General features: G+C 38.6%; 22 protein-coding genes, 1 tRNA gene and 1 other RNA gene. 4 read left to right on the top strand and 20 right to left on the bottom strand.

Features of this window, described 5'->3' with window-relative positions:
- Nucleotides 1–5: 5 nt before the first annotated feature.
- From BHC43_RS06890 to BHC43_RS06840, 12 genes are all read right to left on the bottom strand, one after another.
- Nucleotides 6–1,145, bottom strand: coding sequence for a phage baseplate assembly protein (locus tag BHC43_RS06890; protein ID WP_100156901.1), 1,140 nt, complete (start codon nucleotides 1,143–1,145; stop codon nucleotides 6–8).
- A complete protein-coding gene (locus BHC43_RS06885) occupies nucleotides 1,135–2,463 on the bottom strand; it encodes a DNA circularization protein (protein ID WP_100156900.1) in 1,329 nt (442 codons plus the stop codon). Before BHC43_RS06885 ends, BHC43_RS06890 begins: the two co-directional genes overlap by 11 nt.
- Entirely contained in the window at nucleotides 2,463–4,994 is a 2,532-nt protein-coding gene (locus BHC43_RS06880) for a hypothetical protein (RefSeq protein ID WP_100156899.1), read from the bottom strand. Before BHC43_RS06880 ends, BHC43_RS06885 begins: the two co-directional genes overlap by 1 nt.
- A 129-nt stretch (nucleotides 4,995–5,123) precedes the next feature.
- On the bottom strand, nucleotides 5,124–5,270 hold the full coding sequence (locus tag BHC43_RS10730; RefSeq protein ID WP_180295877.1) for a hypothetical protein: 147 nt from the start codon (nucleotides 5,268–5,270) through the stop codon (nucleotides 5,124–5,126).
- Nucleotides 5,271–5,341: 71 nt separating this feature from the next.
- Complete coding sequence (locus tag BHC43_RS06875; protein ID WP_100152456.1) at nucleotides 5,342–5,719, bottom strand: hypothetical protein; 378 nt, start codon at nucleotides 5,717–5,719, stop codon at nucleotides 5,342–5,344.
- Nucleotides 5,719–6,105, bottom strand: coding sequence for a phage tail protein (locus BHC43_RS06870; RefSeq protein ID WP_100140057.1), 387 nt, complete (start codon nucleotides 6,103–6,105; stop codon nucleotides 5,719–5,721). Before BHC43_RS06870 ends, BHC43_RS06875 begins: the two co-directional genes overlap by 1 nt.
- Before the next feature lie 59 nt (nucleotides 6,106–6,164).
- A complete protein-coding gene (locus BHC43_RS06865; RefSeq protein WP_218966482.1) occupies nucleotides 6,165–7,595 on the bottom strand; it encodes a phage tail sheath subtilisin-like domain-containing protein in 1,431 nt (476 codons plus the stop codon).
- Entirely contained in the window at nucleotides 7,595–7,774 is a 180-nt protein-coding gene (locus tag BHC43_RS06860; RefSeq protein ID WP_100156897.1) for a DUF2635 domain-containing protein, read from the bottom strand. The genes BHC43_RS06865 and BHC43_RS06860 overlap by 1 nt, the downstream gene beginning before the upstream one ends.
- A gap of 40 nt (nucleotides 7,775–7,814) precedes the next feature.
- On the bottom strand, nucleotides 7,815–8,408 hold the full coding sequence (locus BHC43_RS06855) for a phage protein Gp37 (protein ID WP_180297439.1): 594 nt from the start codon (nucleotides 8,406–8,408) through the stop codon (nucleotides 7,815–7,817).
- Nucleotides 8,409–9,073: 665 nt separating this feature from the next.
- Nucleotides 9,074–9,164, bottom strand: a tRNA-Ser gene (locus tag BHC43_RS06850).
- Between the two features lie 66 nt (nucleotides 9,165–9,230).
- The gene (locus tag BHC43_RS06845; RefSeq protein WP_100156895.1) at nucleotides 9,231–9,680 is read right to left on the bottom strand and encodes a DUF441 domain-containing protein; all 450 of its coding nucleotides are present in this window, start codon (nucleotides 9,678–9,680) and stop codon (nucleotides 9,231–9,233) included.
- Between the two features lie 116 nt (nucleotides 9,681–9,796).
- Nucleotides 9,797–10,294: a DUF1841 family protein gene (locus tag BHC43_RS06840; protein WP_100156894.1), complete on the bottom strand. Its 498-nt coding sequence runs from the start codon at nucleotides 10,292–10,294 to the stop codon at nucleotides 9,797–9,799.
- Between the two features lie 214 nt (nucleotides 10,295–10,508).
- On the opposite strand from BHC43_RS06840, the gene ssrA reads away from it, so the two are divergent.
- Nucleotides 10,509–10,869: a transfer-messenger RNA gene (ssrA, locus tag BHC43_RS06835) on the top strand.
- Nucleotides 10,870–11,510: 641 nt separating this feature from the next.
- Here ssrA and BHC43_RS06830 read toward each other — a convergent pair.
- The 4 genes from BHC43_RS06830 to BHC43_RS06815 all read right to left on the bottom strand — a co-directional run bounded on the left by BHC43_RS06830 (nucleotide 11,511) and on the right by BHC43_RS06815 (nucleotide 13,974).
- Complete coding sequence (locus BHC43_RS06830; protein ID WP_100156893.1) at nucleotides 11,511–11,942, bottom strand: M15 family metallopeptidase; 432 nt, start codon at nucleotides 11,940–11,942, stop codon at nucleotides 11,511–11,513.
- A 53-nt stretch (nucleotides 11,943–11,995) separates the two neighbouring features.
- Nucleotides 11,996–12,334 carry a hypothetical protein gene (locus tag BHC43_RS06825; protein ID WP_100156892.1) on the bottom strand — a complete coding sequence of 113 codons (339 nt, stop codon included), beginning with the start codon at nucleotides 12,332–12,334 and terminating at the stop codon, nucleotides 11,996–11,998.
- A 3-nt stretch (nucleotides 12,335–12,337) separates the two neighbouring features.
- A complete protein-coding gene (locus tag BHC43_RS06820) occupies nucleotides 12,338–12,826 on the bottom strand; it encodes a hypothetical protein (protein ID WP_100140049.1) in 489 nt (162 codons plus the stop codon).
- A gap of 248 nt (nucleotides 12,827–13,074) precedes the next feature.
- Nucleotides 13,075–13,974 carry a phage antirepressor N-terminal domain-containing protein gene (locus BHC43_RS06815; protein ID WP_100156891.1) on the bottom strand — a complete coding sequence of 300 codons (900 nt, stop codon included), beginning with the start codon at nucleotides 13,972–13,974 and terminating at the stop codon, nucleotides 13,075–13,077.
- 364 nt (nucleotides 13,975–14,338) lie between these two features.
- On the opposite strand from BHC43_RS06815, the gene BHC43_RS06810 reads away from it, so the two are divergent.
- Together BHC43_RS06810 and BHC43_RS10725 are read left to right on the top strand one after the other, a co-directional pair.
- A complete protein-coding gene (locus tag BHC43_RS06810) occupies nucleotides 14,339–14,929 on the top strand; it encodes an XRE family transcriptional regulator (protein WP_100156890.1) in 591 nt (196 codons plus the stop codon).
- Between the two features lie 369 nt (nucleotides 14,930–15,298).
- Nucleotides 15,299–15,442, top strand: coding sequence for a hypothetical protein (locus tag BHC43_RS10725; protein WP_180296713.1), 144 nt, complete (start codon nucleotides 15,299–15,301; stop codon nucleotides 15,440–15,442).
- A gap of 122 nt (nucleotides 15,443–15,564) precedes the next feature.
- On the opposite strand, the gene BHC43_RS06805 is transcribed toward BHC43_RS10725, so the two are convergent.
- Nucleotides 15,565–15,993 carry a hypothetical protein gene (locus BHC43_RS06805; RefSeq protein ID WP_100156889.1) on the bottom strand — a complete coding sequence of 143 codons (429 nt, stop codon included), beginning with the start codon at nucleotides 15,991–15,993 and terminating at the stop codon, nucleotides 15,565–15,567.
- 376 nt (nucleotides 15,994–16,369) lie between these two features.
- On the opposite strand from BHC43_RS06805, the gene BHC43_RS06800 reads away from it, so the two are divergent.
- Nucleotides 16,370–16,987, top strand: coding sequence for a LexA family protein (locus BHC43_RS06800; RefSeq protein WP_100156888.1), 618 nt, complete (start codon nucleotides 16,370–16,372; stop codon nucleotides 16,985–16,987).
- A 241-nt stretch (nucleotides 16,988–17,228) separates the two neighbouring features.
- On the opposite strand, the gene narI is transcribed toward BHC43_RS06800, so the two are convergent.
- From narI to narH, 3 genes are read right to left on the bottom strand one after another with little or no spacing between them, the layout of a single operon-like run.
- Nucleotides 17,229–17,918 carry a respiratory nitrate reductase subunit gamma gene (gene narI, locus BHC43_RS06795; protein WP_100156887.1) on the bottom strand — a complete coding sequence of 230 codons (690 nt, stop codon included), beginning with the start codon at nucleotides 17,916–17,918 and terminating at the stop codon, nucleotides 17,229–17,231.
- A gap of 13 nt (nucleotides 17,919–17,931) precedes the next feature.
- Nucleotides 17,932–18,567, bottom strand: a complete 636-nt coding sequence (gene narJ, locus BHC43_RS06790) for a nitrate reductase molybdenum cofactor assembly chaperone (RefSeq protein WP_100156886.1) — start codon at nucleotides 18,565–18,567, stop codon at nucleotides 17,932–17,934.
- An 11-nt stretch (nucleotides 18,568–18,578) separates the two neighbouring features.
- Complete coding sequence (narH, locus tag BHC43_RS06785) at nucleotides 18,579–20,129, bottom strand: nitrate reductase subunit beta (RefSeq protein WP_100156885.1); 1,551 nt, start codon at nucleotides 20,127–20,129, stop codon at nucleotides 18,579–18,581.
- Between the last annotated feature and the right edge of the window lie 8 nt (nucleotides 20,130–20,137).

Here is a 20,137-nt window from a genome sequence, read left to right as displayed (position 1 = left end):
CATTACTAACGTTTCAATTGATTAACTTGCCGGTTAGTCACCCCTTTACGTTTACCTTTGCGCGAACGTGCAGCAGCAGACTTTTTCACATAAGCATCCGGAGTCCAAATTCCATCTTCTTTTAAGCGAAGTTCTGTCATCGTTCCTCCGCTGCGGCTAAGAGAAAACCGACGTCCCATGATAAAAAAAATAGCATCTATCTGTTGATCTTCATCGATAACATGCACCCTTTGCCCGGGTTTCCATAAAACACCATTTTGGGTTTTATGATCAGCAACAGTAACAGTTAAGGTAAAACCTTCAAGGCGCCAGTCAGAAAGCATTTTCTTAGCCTGAACTTTGAGCTGTTCCAGATTTTCAGCATCACCAATGACAACCGTTTTAGGTTTATATAACGTCATGGTTTCATCTTTATATACCCATTTCAGATCATGCTTAGATGAGTTGGCATAGCGTGTATGGCTTTGTCCAAGAAAAGTTACTTCCGAATAGCGATTTTCCGTACTGTACTCAATTTCAATACTTTGAATATTACGCCGATTGTCATTTTTACTATGACACAATGAAGCTACAGGCTGGCTAGCATAATCGGCCCCTCCAACTACCAGCGTACCATCGGGTTCAAGCCAGACATGCAACCCAACTTTATAGGCAATTTTGCTCAGCGCCTGCCAAGCCGTTTCCCCCGGCTCTATGTCAATCTTGTCCAATACCGGATTCTTTTCTGCTTTTAAAACCACATTTTTAATCTGCGGCCATGGTTTGACAATTTTTTGTGCAGCACTTAAGACATTCATTCCTTTGACATTAATTTGTGCCACACTGCAATCAACCAGTAATCCGGCAAGGTCGCGGCCATTAAAAGCGATACTGTGATTATTTTTATCTATCACTTCATTCTGATGGCCAATAATACCTGTCATCACCAGCTGCTGATTAATCAACACCTCACATTGCAAAGAACTATAATCCGCTAATAAAGCCTGATTTTGTGACACATTAGTAACAAAACTGAACGCATCTGCCGGTATCAAAAAGTCACTGTCAATATCATAACTAAGCCAATCTTTATGTTCTTTACCGCCAACCCGCACCACCACTTCATTACCATAAGGATAAGGTACCAAATCACTTTCATTTAACATAATAATTAATCCAGTCATTACGCTTAATGAAAGAAGGGTGGCACAAATGAGGATTGAGACGCATCAACTCACTAGCCCGGTTTAAATCTTGGTAAAGTAAATAAGCCAATTGATGAATCGTTCCACTTATTTCGGCTTTACGTGTACGCATAGGTGGCTTTTGATTAATGACAGACAAAATATAATCATTAAACTGAGCAGCTATATTGGCCAGCATCTGTATTAAAATTGTCGTCTGCGTATAAAAAGCAGCAGCATTAATACTTTTTATATTTTCAGCATAATCATAAGTTCCACGTAAACTATTAATTAAACCTTGTATACGTAGCCGTAAATTATTATTAATAAGTTGCAGCTCATTAGCTGTAACATGATCACTATTTATTTCAATGATATTAACTGTAATCTGAACCAAATACACAGTACTCAGAAATTGTAGAATCTGAGCAACCGGTTTCATCTGAATTTCCGCAATTCTTTGTACATGATTAATAGCTGCCTCCTGAGATTCCTGCGCATTCTGATTATGAAGAATATTTTCTGGCAATTGGTTCAAAATATCTACACGATTACCTATCAAATCAAAAGCTTGTCTGCTGCTTAAACTACCTGTACCGAAATTACTTTCGTTATTCAAACCAGAACACACCATACTGGACATAGTATCAATTAGTCCCCTGACATCCTGACTAAAAGTAATTGAAGAATAATTTTTAGAAGTCTGATAGAGCAAAGGATCAAGATCAAAAAAACGTCTCACACTCCCAGCTACCCCACATAAAGCAGCAAACACACCATTACTACTCCCCCAAATAGAGGCCCCCCCCTCACGTACCGTTAACAATACGTTGCTATATGCCAATAACTGCTGCGTAAACTGATCAAGAGAATTCTGAATCTGTTCTAATTTGACCAGCCATTGATTTTCAAATAAAAATAATGGTGCTGATTCTTTGGCTTCAAAAAACGTTATATCCAGTGCAACATAATTAACTGCTTCAGCCTCAGTACGAAAAGACCAGCTGGCAGCAATCATATTGGGCAACAAACCCAAAACCGGATGAACCAGCGTACCAGCACTAGGTTCTTCAAGCACGGTAAGAAGCTTGATCAACTGCGAATCAAAACTTGAACCAAAGTAAACAGCCGCAATCTGACATTGCCGCCCTTGTGCACCCAAGTCTTCAATATCAGAGCCATTGGCGAAAGGTCGGCCATGTCTTACCAGCGATTTTTCATTTTTATCATTAATAGAAATGACATCAAAAGCAATATTTTTATAACTGGCTTTTTGCAGATTATTTTTCCACATAGTCATTATTGTGCTCCCCCTCGGTTATACATTTCCACTTGATTACGTGAAACTATATTACTGATTACTCTCCCATCCAGCGTCAAAGTTACATTATTCTGTATAACCTGTTGCTGACTCGAAAGTATGGTAGCTATTTTGTCTAAACGTATACCCAGTTCCAGTACAATAGATTGGAAAGCATTTTGAAATTGCTCATTCTGCTGTACCAACACAGATTGCCCAGCAGGCAACTGATTTTCATCAGCATGCATATTGGCAGGAATATTTTTATACGACATCATCATCGCTGTGGATGTCATCATATAATTGCCATTCAGCATCTGCTCCCTATCACTAGTCAATTTGAATTGGCTAGACAAAGCAGGATTGACGCCATAAGCATCATGCCAATCCGAAGACATCCTCTGTCCACTGAATGTATTTGCTGCTGTATGTATATTTTCATTTTCGTTGGTTTGGGTAACCTTATCGCCTATTTTATCGCCCAACATACTGCCGCCGATGCCACCAATCAAACCACCAACTAGCCCACCTAGAACAGTACCTACACCGGGAAATATAAATGTGCCGATTGCCGCACCAATCTCTCCACCTGCCCATGCACCAGCCATACTTCCCGTTGTTGAGGATGCATTTTTTATTTGAGCGGTCTTTTTCTGTTCAGCAGTTAAACTGTCATCATTTGCAATTGCAATTCCATTAGCTACACCACCAATAGCAGATAAAGCTAAATTACCCCGACCCATCACTTTACCAGCCATTTTTGCCGGAAATTTTCTGGATTTCAAAGTTGTCTTAGAAGATGATGGCGTTTTACTACCTTTGTTTTTACTGTTTTTATTTCTTTTTTTATCAAAATCGTCACCACCATCAATCTCGATATCATTTTTCTGTCCAGATCCGGATAGTGAACCCAACGTTTGCAATGCAGTAGCAGCACTGCCTGCTGCTGCAGCTAAAGCAGTTACCGCTAAAGTCAGTACCGGAAACTCCGCTGACAATTCAGTTAATTTAGTTTGAAAACCAACAAGTGGTTCTACAGCCTCACTTCTACCCAATATTGTCAGCGCATGATTTTTTTCTTGCTGAAATTCTGGATTAGCAGCTAAAACAGCTGCATGTCTATCTGATGAACTTTCACCAGATTGCGTAAATAATTTTGTTTGCGGTTGTAACAGATTCTGGTTACTTAAATTAGCATGAACAGCATCTTTCGCCTCTTCTGGTATAAATGATAGAAGCTTATCTTGTCTAGCCTGCATCAGCTGACTGGAATACAAATCTCCAGAGTCGGCTTTTTGCTTTAAATTCTGATAATTTTTATCTTTAGCTAAGATTTCAGTACAAACCTTAAGCAAAGATTGAACATCATTTAGGCCTTGCTTGCCACCCTCTTCTCTTATTTTATTCCAGTCTAAATGTCTGTTTGGTGAATTAGGATCTTTAACACGACTCAGTTTCTCTGTAAGACTAGGATCAGCCAGAGCCCCAAGCAAAGCCTTAACACTCTTACCAGCATCCTCATTCGAATCAGAATGGGTAGAAGTAGCTTGTAAACTAGAAATCAAATAATCAATACCACGAATATCTGTTAACCCAGCTTTTTTTCCAGATGATAGTAATTCTGGTAGCTCACCACTAAGCTCAGCTATCGAAAACTTACCCTGCTTAGTTGAATCAATAATATGATCAGAAACCTGATGATAATCTTGATTTTTTAAACCATAATCTGCAAAAGATTTAAACAGTTTAGCCGTATTTTCATGATCATATTTACCCACTTCAGTGGATGAATTTATCATACTACGATGGGCATAAGGAATAGTGGCTTTAACTTGATCAAGAGTCATGTTTTGTTGCAACATATCATTGATCAAATCTAGAGCAGCTTGTGAAGTCCCACCATTTGAGGCAACCAGTCCTTTCACCAAAGACTGAATTTCTTTTACACCCTCAGTTTTAATCCATTCAGTTGATTTACTTTTATCGGATACATAAGCTTTAGCAGCAGTTTGTAACACACCCGAACGTAATTTTTTTTCATCATCAATTGATGGACTAACAGCATCATATACAGCTTTGCCACCTTTAATAATAGCACTACCTGCCGACTTAGCTGTATTCCATCCGGAATTTTTTGAAACCCCCGAATTTTTCTGAATTTTAGAGCTTTTTTCTAACTCTTTATTTAATTCGCGAATACTATTGCGTGATGCCTTACTAGCATTCTGAATCTGTTTTTGCGCAGCACTGGCTGTGGCCGCAAAATTTTTATAAGCATTCCCACTTTTGATGATTTCACGCTGAATCTGCTGCTCAGCACGCAACTCCTTGCGTAAACGTACTTCAGCTGTTCGTTGCTGTTCTCTCTGAATTTGCTGAATAATGCGAATTTGTGATTTACCCGCCTTTTCACTTTCCCGAATAGCAACTGCTGCCGTTCGTTTTATCTGCTGTTCAAGCTTTTTTACTTCTTCTGTCATTTTCACGATAGAAGCCTGCTGTTTTGCCAACGAATCCTGATTGGAAGACATATCAATACTCTCTCTTAATTATAGTTATATTAATTCCAAATGATTAAATGAATTGAAAGAAATGAATAGACTTCAGCAGTATCAATGCATAATCCCTGCCACAAGACAGGGATTATGCATTTAATCAGGCTAATTAGCGGCCAAACTTTCTTTAACCGGCTGAAAAGGTTTTGGTTTTCTCTGACGTAAAGAAATAATTACATTATCATCATCATTTTTGATGCCCATACTTTCCAGCACCGTCTCAATCCACACTGATACTTCTGAATGACACATCCTGCTTACCATTTCAGGAGTAATCAATGATTTGGCCAGTAATATACATGCCTGTCTATAATTTTTATGCGCTACTTCAAAGCTTCGTTGCTCTCGGCTTTTTCGGATGCCGCTGGGTCTGACCGGCCAGCGGCAATCGATTTTGACCGAAGTGATTCCATACTTGTTAAAATTGACTGATAATCTTCAGATGCCAGATTATTAAAAAGAAATTCAACACTTAGATTTTCTGGTTCTATACCTGGCACTTGCAACTGTTGCGCCCAATAAGCCAGAGTAGTAATAATCGCTTTTTCTGCATCTGGAACATCAGTGATTAAACCAGTATCCTCCAATAATTCCAGTGCCTTAAGTTCATCGGCCAAAGTCAATGGCTTAACAGTATAATCAAAATACATCTGCTGATTGTATTCCAGACCATAAACCAGTTTTCCAGTCTCTTTTAACATTATTCAATCACTTTATCCAATGCAAACATTTCAATATCACGACGTGCTTCATTTTCTACACTGTATTCTTCCGAGCATTTTGTACTGGTACAGCCAATATAACTAATGCGAGCTTCATCAGCATTACGCGGATAAATAGTAATTTTGGCGTTAGTAATATTGTCCCAATCAATGCCACTTTCATCCAAAGGAATAGCCGCACTAACACTCATGGTATATTCAGTCACACCATCCGCATAACCACGAACCTTACCGGATTTATTCATCGTTTTTACCACCTTGCGTCCGGTAGTTACTTCCGGCTTAAAGCTAATAATTTCCACTTCACGGCCGTTTACTTCCATAATTACCGCACCTGCATATTTAGCACCTGTTTTATTTGCCATATAATTTCCTTTATATTTAATAAGGTGTTAATGAAAAATTAACACCTTTAATAATTAATTTATAAATACAGATCCACACGTGCAGCCAATACATGCAATCCATTAACTACATCAGCCGGTATCACTGCATCCAAACGATTTGGATCGCTGGGATTACGCTGTACAATCAATTTTTCTTTATTTTCCATTACCTGTTCCAGAATTTCTGCGCTTTCACATTGATTTAAAACATCCAGAATTTCGGAACGGACTTTTAAAGGTGTACGTTCAGACAGTTTTTCTCGTGGAAAACGTAAAGCTATGCGTTGATTAATCGCATCTCGAACATAATCAAGAGTACGGATAGTAGTAATATCCAACAATGCCGGATCATCAGTACCAGTTGCATTTTTTACATATGTTGAGACTGCTCGCATAATCTGTACGCGGTTAGATACAATATGCAACGGTGAAAGACCATTGTATAAAGCACTATTAAACTCAGCAAATAAAGGCCAGCTGGCATCAGACGTAATACTTAGACCTTTTATTTCAAGAGTATTTAATGGGCGGGCGGGATCAGTTTCACTGGCAATTACAGCCGCATAGCCAGCAGCAATAATGGCATTACCTTCTACAGCATTTTTATACCATGCTACAGTAATACGTCCACTGTTGATGTTATTAGCAAAAGTTGTTCCTGTACTTAGGGTACCTCGCCAGCCCATTACACCTATACAGCCGCGCTTTTCAATTGCATTTGATACCAGATCTATATGATCCGATAATTTTTTAGCATTCAGACTATCAGTAAATGCATTACAAATAATCTGATAATGCTTACCGGCTACTCTCTGCAGAGCAGCACTGATATCGGGATTAAGCTGTCCACCTTCAAATGGTTTGATATCCAGCACTACACTGCTGGCGCTGGATGTGTCTGTATTAAATGATGCCGACAAAGTAATTTCATTACCAATCGAACCTTTATTTTTAGCGGTTAACTGAATTTTATCGCTTACAACCTCTGCTGTAGCTAATGTGTTTACATGGTTAATTATATTTGCCAGCCGGTTATAAACTTCTGCGTTAGTATCACCATTATTGACTGTCAGCTGACATTCCGTGCCGCCGATATTAATCGTAAGGATACCTGAGTTAGCACCTGGATCTACAATCGTAATGGCTATGCTGGCTTTAGCAGCAATACTTTGTTCAGCATCATTTACACCAATAATAGTTAAATCCAAATATGGATTATTAGTAAATGCCTGTTTGACACAATAATGAGCCCATGACCCCTCACCAAAGAGATTAGCAGCATCGGCGTCACTAAATAATTGTACGGGTGCTAATGCCGGCTGTCTGCCTGTTGGTAGCATAGGTGCAATCAGCAGCATTTTCTGCGGATTAGCGGGCAATCCTCTTACTGCTGTCCGGGTATTGAATTCAATATACCGTCCTGGTACACGAATATCATTTCGCACAGTATCAAACTGGATATTTTCTATCATTCATTCACTCCTGTTTTATTTTCTTCGAAATTTTCAGTTATCATTATCAGATCGCCATCAGCCACCAAACGACGGTAGTAGAGAGTGTCCGGTACGTTAACCAATTGAGTTGTTATATAAGAATTAACGCGTTTTTCTTTTGGTACGCGCAAACCATCTGCTGCTTTAACCTTCATCTTCTTTCTCATGAATAGTTAGAACTTAATCCTGCCAAACTTAATTTTCTATTTCTTCTATATTCACCGTCAGTGAAGTAAATGGAGCATGTGGTTCGGAATGACTACCATTACATTTACTAAATAAATAGTCAGGATTACTTACATCGTTGGTATATTCGGGATATTGATCACTTTCCAGCCCATAGATATCAAAACCTGCCTCAAATTCAATGGCATAAATATTCAAATCTTTATTATTGGCATCAGGAGGATTAAAAAAAACTGGACGAACCGATTTCGGCTGCAAACCTAAACTATTTAAGTGTTCATTTAATCTCTGTCCACTCAGCAGACGTAATACGGCATAAATTAAGTCATTGATATTGGTATTCTGCAAAGATTCTGAATCATTAATCTCATTATTTACACAAACTACATAAAAATTAGCTATTAATTCGAAACGTTGGCGTTCAGAACTCTTTATTTTTATATGTGCTTGATTAAGAGTTAATAACACAGATGTTTTTTTTTCTTTGTTGGTGAACGCATCTCTATTTTCAAGCCCACCAAAAAAAACTTCTATATCTGTGACTAATGATCCCAACCCCTGATGTAATCGATCAATAATTGCATTTTGGATTTGATTAAGCACAATAAATACATTTCTCCTTTCTTTTTATATATATTTATCATAAATATTATGTATTACATTCACTCAACTATCGGATTAAATATTAAATATCATGTTTCTTTTAGTACAAAAAACAATTTTTGTATTTCACACTTCTTATACATAATTCATCAATATCTTCTCGAAAGAGATATAACTTCACGTAATTATCCTGCAGTCAGTCAAAGATATGATTAAAACAACACAAAATGCTTAATCATATTTATGAAGCATTACTCAATGAATAAAATTTTAATATACGTTTGGTTCAACAAACTTTGCGTGTTTATTCAATTTTTTTAATACAAATAACCACAGTGACCCATTAATAATTTAGTCAATATCGGCTACAGTAGTAATTTTATATAGCAATTTAAATTCAAATATTTTTTGAACTATGTCATTCACTCGCACTAATCTTGATCAGTTTCTATAACACTATTTTTATTTTCTTTATCTTGTATTTTCCATTAGTGCATTTATTAGTATAGATTTATCACTTAATTTAGTGAGATTCATTGATTTAACTTGGAAATAAAAACAAATTCAGTACAAAAAGCTATACGAAATAAATACATTTAAATAATATAACAATATCATATAAACATATATAAAAAAAGCCGCATAAGCAGCTTTTATATAGAAACTGGCGGAGAGGAAGGGATTCGAACCCTCGATACGTTATTCACGTATACACGCTTTCCAGGCGTGCGACTTCAACCACTCATCCACCTCTCCAAGAAATGGAAGTGGGCGCATTATAACGAGCGGACCTCATTCTGGCAAGAACTTCAGGCAATATACCTATAGAATTAACGACAGTAATCCAGCTGCAATCAAAGGTCCCACCGGCACTCCACGTAAGAAAGCCACTCCGATAATCGTACCAATCATCAAACCTGTCACAATGGTGGGATTCATTTGCATTAGTTGTACCCCACGGCCACCCAGCCACGCAACGACAATGCCTACTACTACAGCAGCAATGGTTTTCCAGCTACTGGCCAAGGCCGCAATCTGCGCAGGCTGCACCTTACCTGTAATCAGCGGTGCCAATACACCGATCATCAGCAGCATAATTCCAAGCTGCAGCCCATATTTTTCTAATAGCGGTGCATATTTCAATAACGGCGTTTGCTGCACCAGTAGGATAATCAATGCAGAAATCGTTACTGAAGGATTATGTCCGAAAATACCCAACGCCACAAACAACAGTAGCAACAAAGCATTTGCATTACTTGCCCAAAAAGACATATCCATCCCTTAATTAAAGCTTACAGATTCCAAAATATTATGTACCACATTTAATCTAATAAAGTAAATCGGTACAAATGGTTAAACAATAAACTATAATTTATACTAGAGCAAATTCAATCTTTTTTTACGGCAGCTGTTTCGATTTCATGCGGATTCAGACGCGGGTTGTCTTCCTGTCCGAGCCCAACCAAACTACGCAGACGCGTCATATAAGCATTCACATCCAGCCCCTGCCCATAACGCTGTGCCAGCCAGAGGGTTTCCGCCAATGCTTCTATCATATCGTGCTCGGCTTTGACCCAGTCACCTGCATATTTTTTACATAACTGCTGATGGATGGCAGCAATACCAAATGGCTGATCAATCGCAACCTGCTCCTGTACTGACAAATGTAATGACAAATGCAAAAAAGGGTTAGTCTCCCCTTCTTCTGGCCGCCATGTACGGTTAAGGTATTGTTCGACATTTTCTAAATAAGGCGCATATTCACTATGCGCCGCAATAATTCTCAATGCCTTCTGCTGTAGAGCATTAAGCAACTGAGGCTGCTGACGCTTCTGCCAGATATCTGCAAAAAAATGACGTACATCATCAGTATTGACATCGTACATATTAACCAAGATTTCAAATTAAACCTGTAGATTATAAATCAATACGTTTGGCAACGATATTGCATCAACAGATTTACATTCTGCTCTAATTGTATATATGCAAATTAATAAAGATAATTTAATATTTTAATCCAGCAGCCAACTTAGTTAGTATATAGCAATTCAGAATAAGTTTGCATATATCTCAAATAAACGTATAATTGACAAACTATCTGGGGGCGACCTTGGTTTCGACGGGGGTTGCAAAGCAGATGCGTGCATACCGGGGTCTCAGATTCCCGTTAAACCCTGAAATTATATAGTCGCAAACGACGAAACTTACGCTTTAGCCGCTTAAGGCTAAACGTTGCAACGGTTCGCCAATGGGCCGTGTGAGGCAACTCACCGCAACGACATTTACATTGGCTGGTTTAATGTCGTGTTGTCTGGCATTAAACGAGATTTATGGCAACTGGTTTACAAACAGCCTGTCTGTCGGCGGTTTGTGAATAAGATTCGAAGTTGGCAAGACTAAGTATGTAGATCGCTCTGTAGAGGACTTTCGGACGGGGGTTCGATTCCCCCCGCCTCCACCATCTCTACAGTATTTCTCTTTTAAAACTATTTAATTCATTTCCATATCACCTGATTTTCAATCTGATTTTATTAAACTGTTTTTAAATTTGTTTCCCTAGAACGCAAAAAAGCTCCCATTTAGGGAACTTATCTATTCAGCTGTTTAAGGTAAAGCATACCTGTGATTTGAATTTATTATAGCATTTATTATGTATAAGTCAATAAAATATTTTTAACCAATTGAAATAATAATATATTTGAATTTTCTTCATTCGATTATTATATTTTCATCCAGCCAGACTTAATACTGAAACAATTTGCCCATACAGATTTTATCATTCGTTTTTAAATGTTGATGAGATAAATATCAAGCCATTCTTATGTAAATTGAGTAAATTTTTTCGATTATCACTCGAGTAATAAATTTGGGAGGCAGATATTTAGCTTCTTAGAATAATCTGACTAATAGAATGGTTATATTTCTCAACCATGAATGTTTGCTATATTATTTTATATTATCTCAGAGTCAAATTTTAGTCTGATCGCAGCATAATGATGAAATTATATAGACTATCCATTCTATGACAAATTTAATAAATGTATTGATTACCAATAAATAATGACAACAACACAACAATTCCATTAGTGCTATTCAGTGGAGTTATACCTCAAAATGAGGATAGTCTTTGCTAGTTTTCCAATCCCCACCCCAGACAATTTTTACATTTAGTTCTGCTGCTGCTTGCTTCATTGCCAAAGCAATGGTGCGAAATTTATGCAAATCGTTCCAGTCTACTGGATACGGTACCAGATCAATTGCCTTACCAGTAACATGTTTACTGGCAAACGGATTATTTAACCAGGTAACTTTACTTATGGCTGGCTGTGCATATTTTGCTGGCACACCTTTTAGTATACATTGCTGTTCGGTGCGGCCTTTACCGTAATTAATGCAACATTGTTCTCGTGTGCGTAGGCCTTCTGTTACCATAAAATCTTGAGTGGTCAGTTCTATTGCCCTTTTTACCACTCTAACTAGACCGTTATCTACTCCATATAGTCGCTGCAATGAGCGATTACTTAATTTATACATTTTTAATTTCCAAAAAAAGCAGCCTTTCGGCTGCTGATACTCATTTATAATTATTATTTTGTTGTATCATCGTGACCAACAAATTGTTCTGCTTTTCTAGTTACAATATCAATAATGCGCTTTGCCAGTCCTGGCGCGGCGGCTTTGAAGGCATCAAGAAAGGATGTTGTAGACATACCTGCAAATACTCCTACACCAGCAAAAAGCCATGGGCGGTTTGGCGGAAAAAAGTAATCGGTCACTGCTGCTGAAAAAATCATTCCCAGTAATACAAACAGTATGGTCATAAACCAACCGTAGCGTTTATAATCTGTGACCAATAAAGAACCAGCTAGCCCGCCTATCAGCGCAAATAAAATACAGACGGAAAAAGCATTTTTTATTAACTCCATACTTTATCGTCCTTTGTGTTTCAAATCTTCAACCCGTTTTGTGTAGTTGATCTGATTACGTCCGGCTAGCGCACACACAACAGCTAATACCGGATAAGTTGTCATTCCGGTGGTCAGTGGTGGATATGAAGCCCAAAACGTAGCCGATATGACTGCCCATATCAGTGCGGATAAAATCAGTAAATAACCACAAAGCACGTTGCAACGATTAGATTTAAATATGGTTACAAGCAATTGCAATACGGCCATACCAATCAACAGTACCGAAAGAGTCAACGGATGTAATAACAAAAAGCCTTTATACAGTTTGAGATTAAAAACCTCGCTACCGCCCAGCAGAAATATGCCGGCAAAACCGATCATTATCAGTGCGCTGGTTACGGTAATAACGCGTGTACCTGTATGAAACAACCATTTTTGTAATTTATCCGGCAAAAATCTTAAATCCAGCAGTGAATAAAGTAACTGTAATACCATTTCCACATTTTTCATAAATCAACCATCAAATCCTCAGAAAACAAAAAAACCGGCAAATGCCGGTTTTTGTACCCATTAATAATAAAATTTTCATATTTAATTTATCGTATAAATATTTGTTTTGTTTTTGCAATATTTCTCCTTCTGTGATTTAGTCATTAATTCAAGATTTTCTACCAGTTTCATCAAATGAAAACTGTTTATTATCATATTCTGTGCAAAGCAGTGTGTAAGTTTCGCTTAGTACCAAACTCTTGGGAAAATTACATCAGCTTAGCCAGATGCTTGCGCGCAGATTCTTTAATTTCTGATTCGGGCATTTTGTCAAATAAGGGTAGAAAAGCCTTATAGCAGTTATTAAAGACATGCTCTATTTCATAGGCATATTTATGGACCTGATTTTCGTATTTGCTGCCAAAAATATGCAATGCTGGCAGTAAATGCTCAAACATAAGGCGCATATTCTGTGAGCATACAAATGATTCATATAGATTATCTAGTTGAGCAGGTGGTACCATTATGTCAGTAAAACCATTGTTATCTGGTTGTGCATTACCAAGACTAACCTTTTTTACAGCTACGCGGCTGAGTAGACACAGCACTTCACTAAATTTGGATGCGGGTACATGCTCGTAGCTGACACCATAGCGGGTTTGTACTGCCTGCCATAATGTCATGGCCAGTTCTGCCTGTTTTTCTTTGGCAACGGATAATACAAGTTGCCGATGCAGTGCTTTTATCACAGCAATCTGGTCAGGTTGTAAGCCGGATTTATTTTTGTCTACTGGTTGTGGACAGCACGGCTTTTTTAACGTACGAGGTTTACGCCAGTAAGCCTGTATAGCTTCTGCACACTCGTTCTGATAAATTACTACGGTGTCTTTAAGGCTATCTTTCACTTTTTTGGGATTGATGCTCTGCAGCCAGTTACTTAGCTTTTTTAATGGAACTGCTAATATTTTTTTGGTGCCATTTTTAATTGGGATGGATAAAAATCCACAACCATACTTTTGATAACAGCCTCTGAGTTTTCGATGCTGGGTCGACCAGTCTAGACCGATTCCGCTGACTACAGATTTCATGCACACGTAAACTGTATTCTTGATTTTAACTGTAGCCAGACTACTCCCATTAAAAGAAACAAATGTGATACTATTATTCATTCAAAACTCCTTAATTTGAACTTGGGATTTTGTTTACTTAATACCTCAAAGGTGGCAGCCTTTGAGGTATTTCCTTTTAAGTTGCTATACTAATTAAATATATTTAATTTTTTTTATTTTCACCTTGTATTAGTTTATTGTTAATTTAATTTTAAATAACTTAAAACTACTTTGGGTTAAACTTAATGACAGTTTTGACTCAATATAAATTCAGGTAATATACCTCTTACGGTTATTAAATATAGCCATTTATGGCTATATTAAAATCTACAAAAGATAATTACAAGCATTTAATGGCTATTTTTAACCATTCTTTGTCATTTTTTGATTAAATTTTTATTTATTAATATCTTATGTTTTTACCATGAAATTTGCCATTCAACTTAAAGCTGCCAGATTGGCTGCTGGGCTTTCTCAAAAAGAGCTTGCCTTTAAAACTGGCATTACGCCTTCTCTAATTTCCCGTTACGAACTGGGTAAAGTTGCGCCCAGACTGGAAACGGTTAACCGGATTATGCAAATCCTTAATTTTCAGCCCAGTGAAAGCATATCGGATGGCCTGTTTAATGATGATGCGTTTATTCCGATTCCCCCTCTACCGTCTCAAAACACTCATTCAGAAACTTCTCAGCTTCAACTGTACCGAGAGGATATCAAGCTAAGTAATTTGCAGATAGACAATCTGGTTAGTATTACCATGAGTGGTGATTCGATGCATAATTTGTTAAAAGATGGTGACAAGCTTGTTGTGGATATTTCCAAAAAAATACCTGTAGACGGTAAGATTTATGCATTTAATCAGGGTAGTCTTCTCAGAATCAGGATACTGCAAAACTTACCTGATGAGCGGGTAAGAATGAAAAGTTATAATAATCATGAATACCCAGATGAAACTGTTGGATTAAATCAGATAGAAATTATTGGACAAATTGTATACAAAGCCGGTTTTATATAAATGTTCCAAGATTCAACTTTTGCTACTCAAAATATTCAGTTTTTTGTTTGTGCACAGCCGAATACGCTTTCAAGTATTCGGCTGATATAGTAAATACAGTTGTTGAGTTCTGTAATATAGATATCATTCATTTTAAGAGAATAATGAGATAATTTTTACGTTTGTTATTTAACATATGAGATTAGTTTAACATAGCCAGATTCCAAGCCATTTTATCTGAAATCTGACCAATTACGAATTTTCCTGACCATTTTTATTCTTCCTGTTTCCATTAAAGATATTTTTTGGTAGTTTTTACCTGAATATGTTCATTTATGGTGTCTGATTTTATTTACTTAACAACTCAGATACTGTTGTTAATATAAGCTCATGTCTGCTTTGTTAAATATTATTAGTTATGGTCTGTTTGACCGCATCTTCACTGCCTATAAAGGTATAAAAAAACGGATTTCTGTACGCAAAATCCGTGCTGATGATAAATCTCTTATTTTTGTTACTTATGCGCTGCCATAATTTAACCGGTTTCGTAATCACCAGATGCAAAAAAGCTCCCTTGCGGGAACTTTATCAAACAGCTGTTTAAGGTGAAGCATACCTGTAATTTATAATTTATTATAAGCTGTGATGTGATTATGTCAAGTATTATAGCGAAAATATTTTTCAAATTGTGGCTGAAGTTTCATTTCCTGCCAAAAGCGCCATAAGCTTTGTTCTATTGCTTGATTCCATTCTTTGCTGGAGTAGCGTCGGCGCTGGTTGCGTTTAACGGAGTTTTGATTCTGGCGTTTATATAAAGGGCTGAGTTTGCAATATTTACTAGACAGAGTGGCAAAGGCTTCGCGGTCTTTGTAAAACAGATTGCCCATAGTGTTTTTTACCATGTCATACACTTCGGGCTGATAGGTAGGATAAAAAGCTTGCTGAGTGCTTTTATTAGGTGCGTCTGGCTGATATTTCCATTCTATACTTCGGCAATGTCCCTTTTTGATGCTATCTTTCATGCAGTACTCATACGCGCGCAGTACTTTTTCTGCAAGATCAATTTCTGATTTATAGTCTGTCATAGATTCACCTTGTGTAAGTGATGTGCCAAAACCATTAGGCGATACTTAATTAATGTATTGTTTAAGGAAAACTAGTTATTTGCTTTTTTTAAGTTGCTCGCCATATTATGAGATAAATGTTTATTTTTAAATTTTCTTTTGAATCATATTTTTAAAATTTCAGAGTTTCTAAAATTTGAAATCAATCCTTTGACTGAATACTAAATCACTATGTGAAGATTATTTTCTAACACCTTATCAATTAACGATAATAATTAACAAAATACTTTATTTCGTTTTAATACGAATATAATATTAAGCTAATATCTAATAAAATGCAAATCATTGCCTAATTATAATAAGTCTAAATAAGATTAGGTAAACACTAAGGATAGTTATGTACACTGGTAAACAATTAGGTGATGCAATTAAAACTGCTATTGAGCTTAAGGGTGTGCGAAAAGCTGATGTGGCGCGCGCTTTTGCGATAAAACCTCCCTCGGTAACGAGCTGGATACAGACTGGGCGAGTTGATAAAGCTCATATTGATAAGTTGGTATCCTATTTTGCCGATGTTGTGAAGCCGGAACATTTTGGAATCGGTGCATTTGAAGATAATGAAGTTTTGTTTAATGGCTTTAAAGTACCACTGTTGTCATGGATAGATGCATCTAAGCAATTGGATAGAAAAACCTTACTGGTTGCCAGTAATATTTGGGTACCTGCTTTGCGCAAGCCCAGTGCGCAGGCGTTTGCATTGGAAATCAAGGGCGACAGTATGGAACCAGAGTTTACGGCAGGCGACAAAATTGTAGTAGAACCAGAGCTGCCGGTACAACATGGCAATTTTGTGGTGGTGCGAGAAAGTGGTAATGAGGCGATGTTTAAACAATATGTGAGTGAGGGTAATCGCCATTATCTGAAGCCGTTGAATAATCGCTACCCGATTATCGAAATGTCGGAGCAATTCCATATTTGCGGCATTGTGACTGAGAAATTTAAAATTTATATTTAAGATGTTACACAATATTCTTACAGGTGAGTTGAGAGAAGCTGAAGAGTGACAATTCTGACTGGATGTAATAGCCATTTGGTGGATTACGCATTTAGAATGCGATGATTTCTAGCCTATTATGCTATATAAGTCTATGGTAAATCAAATTTTTTGGTGGATTTATTTTTGCTACGGTTTGGCTGTCATAAATGTAAGGCAATACTGAATATCAGTATTGCCTTACATTGTTCTAAGCGATTGTTTAATAACGTCTGCTTCTGACCAACTGGGCTTGTCGTTTTAAGTACACTAATGCGCCAAATCCGCTCCAGATATGTACTAGCCGAGTGAATGGAAAGATTACAAATATGCTCATGCCCATAAATAGGTGAAGTTTGAAAATCGGATGTGTATGAGCAATGATGTCAGCTGCTCCGCTGCGGAATGTGACGATATGTTGCGCCCATTGCATCAGGCTAATCATTTCTTCCCCATCCAGATGGTGCGCGGAAACGTGAATGGTTCCTAGCCCAAGACACAGGGTAATAAGTAGCCAAATTAATACCAGTTTATCGCGCCATGTACTGTTAGCGAGTAAACGTGCACTGCTGAAACGTCGATAAATCAGCATCATCAGACCGATTAAAGCCAGTGTTCCCATGATGCCACCGGCAATCATGGCTGTGAGCTGCTTAGCTTCATGGCTGATGCCCAGTGTGTCCCAAACAGCAACTGGTGTCAGTAATCCGATCAAATGGCCAAAAAACAAGCCCAGTACGCCAATGTGAAATAGGATATTACCCATGCGCAGTAGGCGCGGATACAGTAGCTGGCTGGATTCGGATTTCCACGAATACTGGTTGGTATCAAATCGAATCAGGCTGCCCAGAAAAAAGATACTGGCGGCAATGTAGGGAAAAATGCCGAATATGAATTGATTAAGATAATACATGCTGTCTCCCGGCTTAGCTGAGTTTTTTCTGGCGGAAAAATTGCACTTCCTGTACGGATGGCTGGTTTAACAGAGGTTCAAGTCCTTCTGCGGTGGGACCAAATTTTTCCAGGGCTTCATCCATATTACGTACCGGTGCTGCCTTTAATGGCTGCGGTGCCACTGGCGACAAGGCCACTACTGCATCCATTACCGGTGCATAAATGGACTGGCTTTTATGCAGATTGGCCGCAATGTATGCAATGACATGCACAGCATCAGCTAGCAACTGCTGCGCCTGCTGGCTGTCGATGCCGGATAGAAACTCCAGAAATAAGGGCAGATAATCCGGCAGTTCGTTATTTTCTGGTTCCAGACCATGTGCCTGATATTCTGCTAGCAAGTCAACCATTGCCTGCCCACGTGCTTTGTCTTCACCATGCAGATGTTCAAACAGATGCAGAGCATGGTTGCGGTTGCGGTCGAAAGTATCGACATACACTTCCTGAAGGCTGATTTCATCGTATGCACGCAAATGATTAAAAAATGGTTCCAGCGCTGCGGACTGTTCCAGTGCAGCATACTGGTTGACAGCTGTATGCAGTTCTTCAATATGGCTCAGCCATTGTTGCCGCGGATAGCTCAGTAAAATGGATAATATCTTATACATTTTCTGTCTCCTTATACTGACTGGCGTTCGTTTTTCTTGCGCAGACCATGAAATACTATCGGTGCAGCTTTACGAGTGCCAAACAAGCTCTCTTTGCTATGGCCATTGTGGCAGCCATCACCAAAGGTGAAGCCACATCCAGCTTTTTCTTCAAAGGTATTGCTAACCAGTTCTTTATGAGCGCTAGGGATAACGAAACGGTCTTCATAGTTGGCAATGGCCATAATCTGATACATTTCTTCGATTTGCTGCGCGCTCAGTCGGTGGCCTGACAGCTCCTGCAAAGCCTGTTCACCAGAATGGATTGTTTTAGTACGCATGTATTTACGCATATCAATCATGGTTTGAAGGGCATTGACAATTGGTTCTGTTTTGCCGGCTGTGAGCAGATTGGCCAGATACTCGAGCGGAATACGCATTTCTCTGAGCTCTGGTATGAGGCCATGCTCACCAATCACTCCAGATTCCAATGCTGACTGAATCGGAGATAATGGTGGTATGTACCATACCATCGGTAAGGTGCGGTATTCTGGATGCAATGGGAACGCTACTTTCCATTCAACGGCCATTTTATATACCGGAGAATTCTGTGCTGCCTGTATCCAGTCAGCTGGAATGCCTTGAGCAAGCGCTTCGCGGGCAATTTCCGGGTCGTTTGGATCAAGGAAAACATCTAGTTGCTGTTCGTATAAATCCTGCGGATTTTCTACAGCAGCGCTAGTGCTGATACGGTCGGCATCATACAGCATTACCCCTAAATAACGGATACGGCCAACACAAGTTTCCGAACAAATAGTAGGTTGACCACCTTCAATACGTGGATAGCAGAAAATGCATTTTTCTGCTTTACCTGACACCCAATTGTAGTAAATTTTCTTGTATGGACAGCCGGAAACGCACATGCGCCAGCCTCGACATTTGTCCTGATCTATCAGTACGATGCCATCTTCTTCTCGCTTATAAATGGAGCCGGAAGGACAGCTGGCCACGCAGGCTGGATTAAGACAATGCTCACACAGGCGTGGCAGATACATCATAAAGGTGTTTTCAAAAGCGGCATAAATGTCCTTCTGAATGCCATCAAACAGTTTGTCCTTTGAGCGTTTGGCAAATTCACCGCCCAGATCATCTTCCCAGTTTGGCCCCCATTCGATTTTGTCCATCTTCTTGCCAGTTAATACCGACACCGGCCGTGCCGTTGGTGGGGTTTGCATCAGTGGAGCAGCTTGCAAATGCTCGTAATCATAGGTGAACGGTTCATAGTACTGGTCGATGGCCGGCATATTTGGATTAGCAAATATATTTGCCAGTATTTTTAGGCGATTACCCTGCTTTAGCTTAAGTTTACCAGTACGTTCGCGTACCCAACCGCCTTTATATTGCTCCTGATCTTCCCAGTTTTTTGGATAACCAATACCGGGCTTGGTTTCGACGTTGTTAAACCAAGCGTATTCCACACCATCACGGCTGGTCCAGACGTTTTTGCAAGTCACGGAACAGGTATGGCAACCGATGCATTTGTCCAGATTCAGCACCATGCCGATTTGTGCACGTATTTTCATAATTTGTG

The sequence above is a fragment of the Snodgrassella alvi genome (assembly GCF_002777855.1).
Lineage (GTDB): Bacteria > Pseudomonadota > Gammaproteobacteria > Burkholderiales > Neisseriaceae > Snodgrassella > Snodgrassella alvi_E.
This window is presented reverse-complemented; position numbering and strand designations above follow the sequence as displayed.

What these genes read in the sequence shown, in the direction of transcription:
- BHC43_RS06845 (WP_100156895.1), bottom strand. Translation starts at nt 9,680, where the DNA reads ATGTCTTTTTGGGCAAGTAATGCAAATGCTTTGTTGCTACTGTTGTTT.
- BHC43_RS06825 (WP_100156892.1), bottom strand. Translation starts at nt 12,334, where the DNA reads ATGGAGTTAATAAAAAATGCTTTTTCCGTCTGTATTTTATTTGCGCTG.
- narH (WP_100156885.1), bottom strand. Translation starts at nt 20,129, where the DNA reads ATGAAAATACGTGCACAAATCGGCATGGTGCTGAATCTGGACAAATGC.
- BHC43_RS06880 (WP_100156899.1), bottom strand. Translation starts at nt 4,994, where the DNA reads ATGTCTTCCAATCAGGATTCGTTGGCAAAACAGCAGGCTTCTATCGTG.
- BHC43_RS06815 (WP_100156891.1), bottom strand. Translation starts at nt 13,974, where the DNA reads ATGAATAATAGTATCACATTTGTTTCTTTTAATGGGAGTAGTCTGGCT.
- BHC43_RS06800 (WP_100156888.1), top strand. Translation starts at nt 16,370, where the DNA reads ATGTACACTGGTAAACAATTAGGTGATGCAATTAAAACTGCTATTGAG.
- BHC43_RS10725 (WP_180296713.1), top strand. Translation starts at nt 15,299, where the DNA reads ATGTCTGCTTTGTTAAATATTATTAGTTATGGTCTGTTTGACCGCATC.
- narJ (WP_100156886.1), bottom strand. Translation starts at nt 18,567, where the DNA reads ATGTATAAGATATTATCCATTTTACTGAGCTATCCGCGGCAACAATGG.
- BHC43_RS06890 (WP_100156901.1), bottom strand. Translation starts at nt 1,145, where the DNA reads ATGTTAAATGAAAGTGATTTGGTACCTTATCCTTATGGTAATGAAGTG.
- BHC43_RS06860 (WP_100156897.1), bottom strand. Translation starts at nt 7,774, where the DNA reads ATGAAGGTTAAAGCAGCAGATGGTTTGCGCGTACCAAAAGAAAAACGC.
- BHC43_RS06875 (WP_100152456.1), bottom strand. Translation starts at nt 5,719, where the DNA reads ATGTTAAAAGAGACTGGAAAACTGGTTTATGGTCTGGAATACAATCAG.
- BHC43_RS06805 (WP_100156889.1), bottom strand. Translation starts at nt 15,993, where the DNA reads ATGACAGACTATAAATCAGAAATTGATCTTGCAGAAAAAGTACTGCGC.
- BHC43_RS10730 (WP_180295877.1), bottom strand. Translation starts at nt 5,270, where the DNA reads ATGTGTCATTCAGAAGTATCAGTGTGGATTGAGACGGTGCTGGAAAGT.
- BHC43_RS06820 (WP_100140049.1), bottom strand. Translation starts at nt 12,826, where the DNA reads ATGAAAAATGTGGAAATGGTATTACAGTTACTTTATTCACTGCTGGAT.
- BHC43_RS06810 (WP_100156890.1), top strand. Translation starts at nt 14,339, where the DNA reads ATGAAATTTGCCATTCAACTTAAAGCTGCCAGATTGGCTGCTGGGCTT.
- narI (WP_100156887.1), bottom strand. Translation starts at nt 17,918, where the DNA reads ATGTATTATCTTAATCAATTCATATTCGGCATTTTTCCCTACATTGCC.
- BHC43_RS06840 (WP_100156894.1), bottom strand. Translation starts at nt 10,294, where the DNA reads ATGTACGATGTCAATACTGATGATGTACGTCATTTTTTTGCAGATATC.
- BHC43_RS06885 (WP_100156900.1), bottom strand. Translation starts at nt 2,463, where the DNA reads ATGACTATGTGGAAAAATAATCTGCAAAAAGCCAGTTATAAAAATATT.
- BHC43_RS06870 (WP_100140057.1), bottom strand. Translation starts at nt 6,105, where the DNA reads ATGGCAAATAAAACAGGTGCTAAATATGCAGGTGCGGTAATTATGGAA.
- BHC43_RS06830 (WP_100156893.1), bottom strand. Translation starts at nt 11,942, where the DNA reads ATGTATAAATTAAGTAATCGCTCATTGCAGCGACTATATGGAGTAGAT.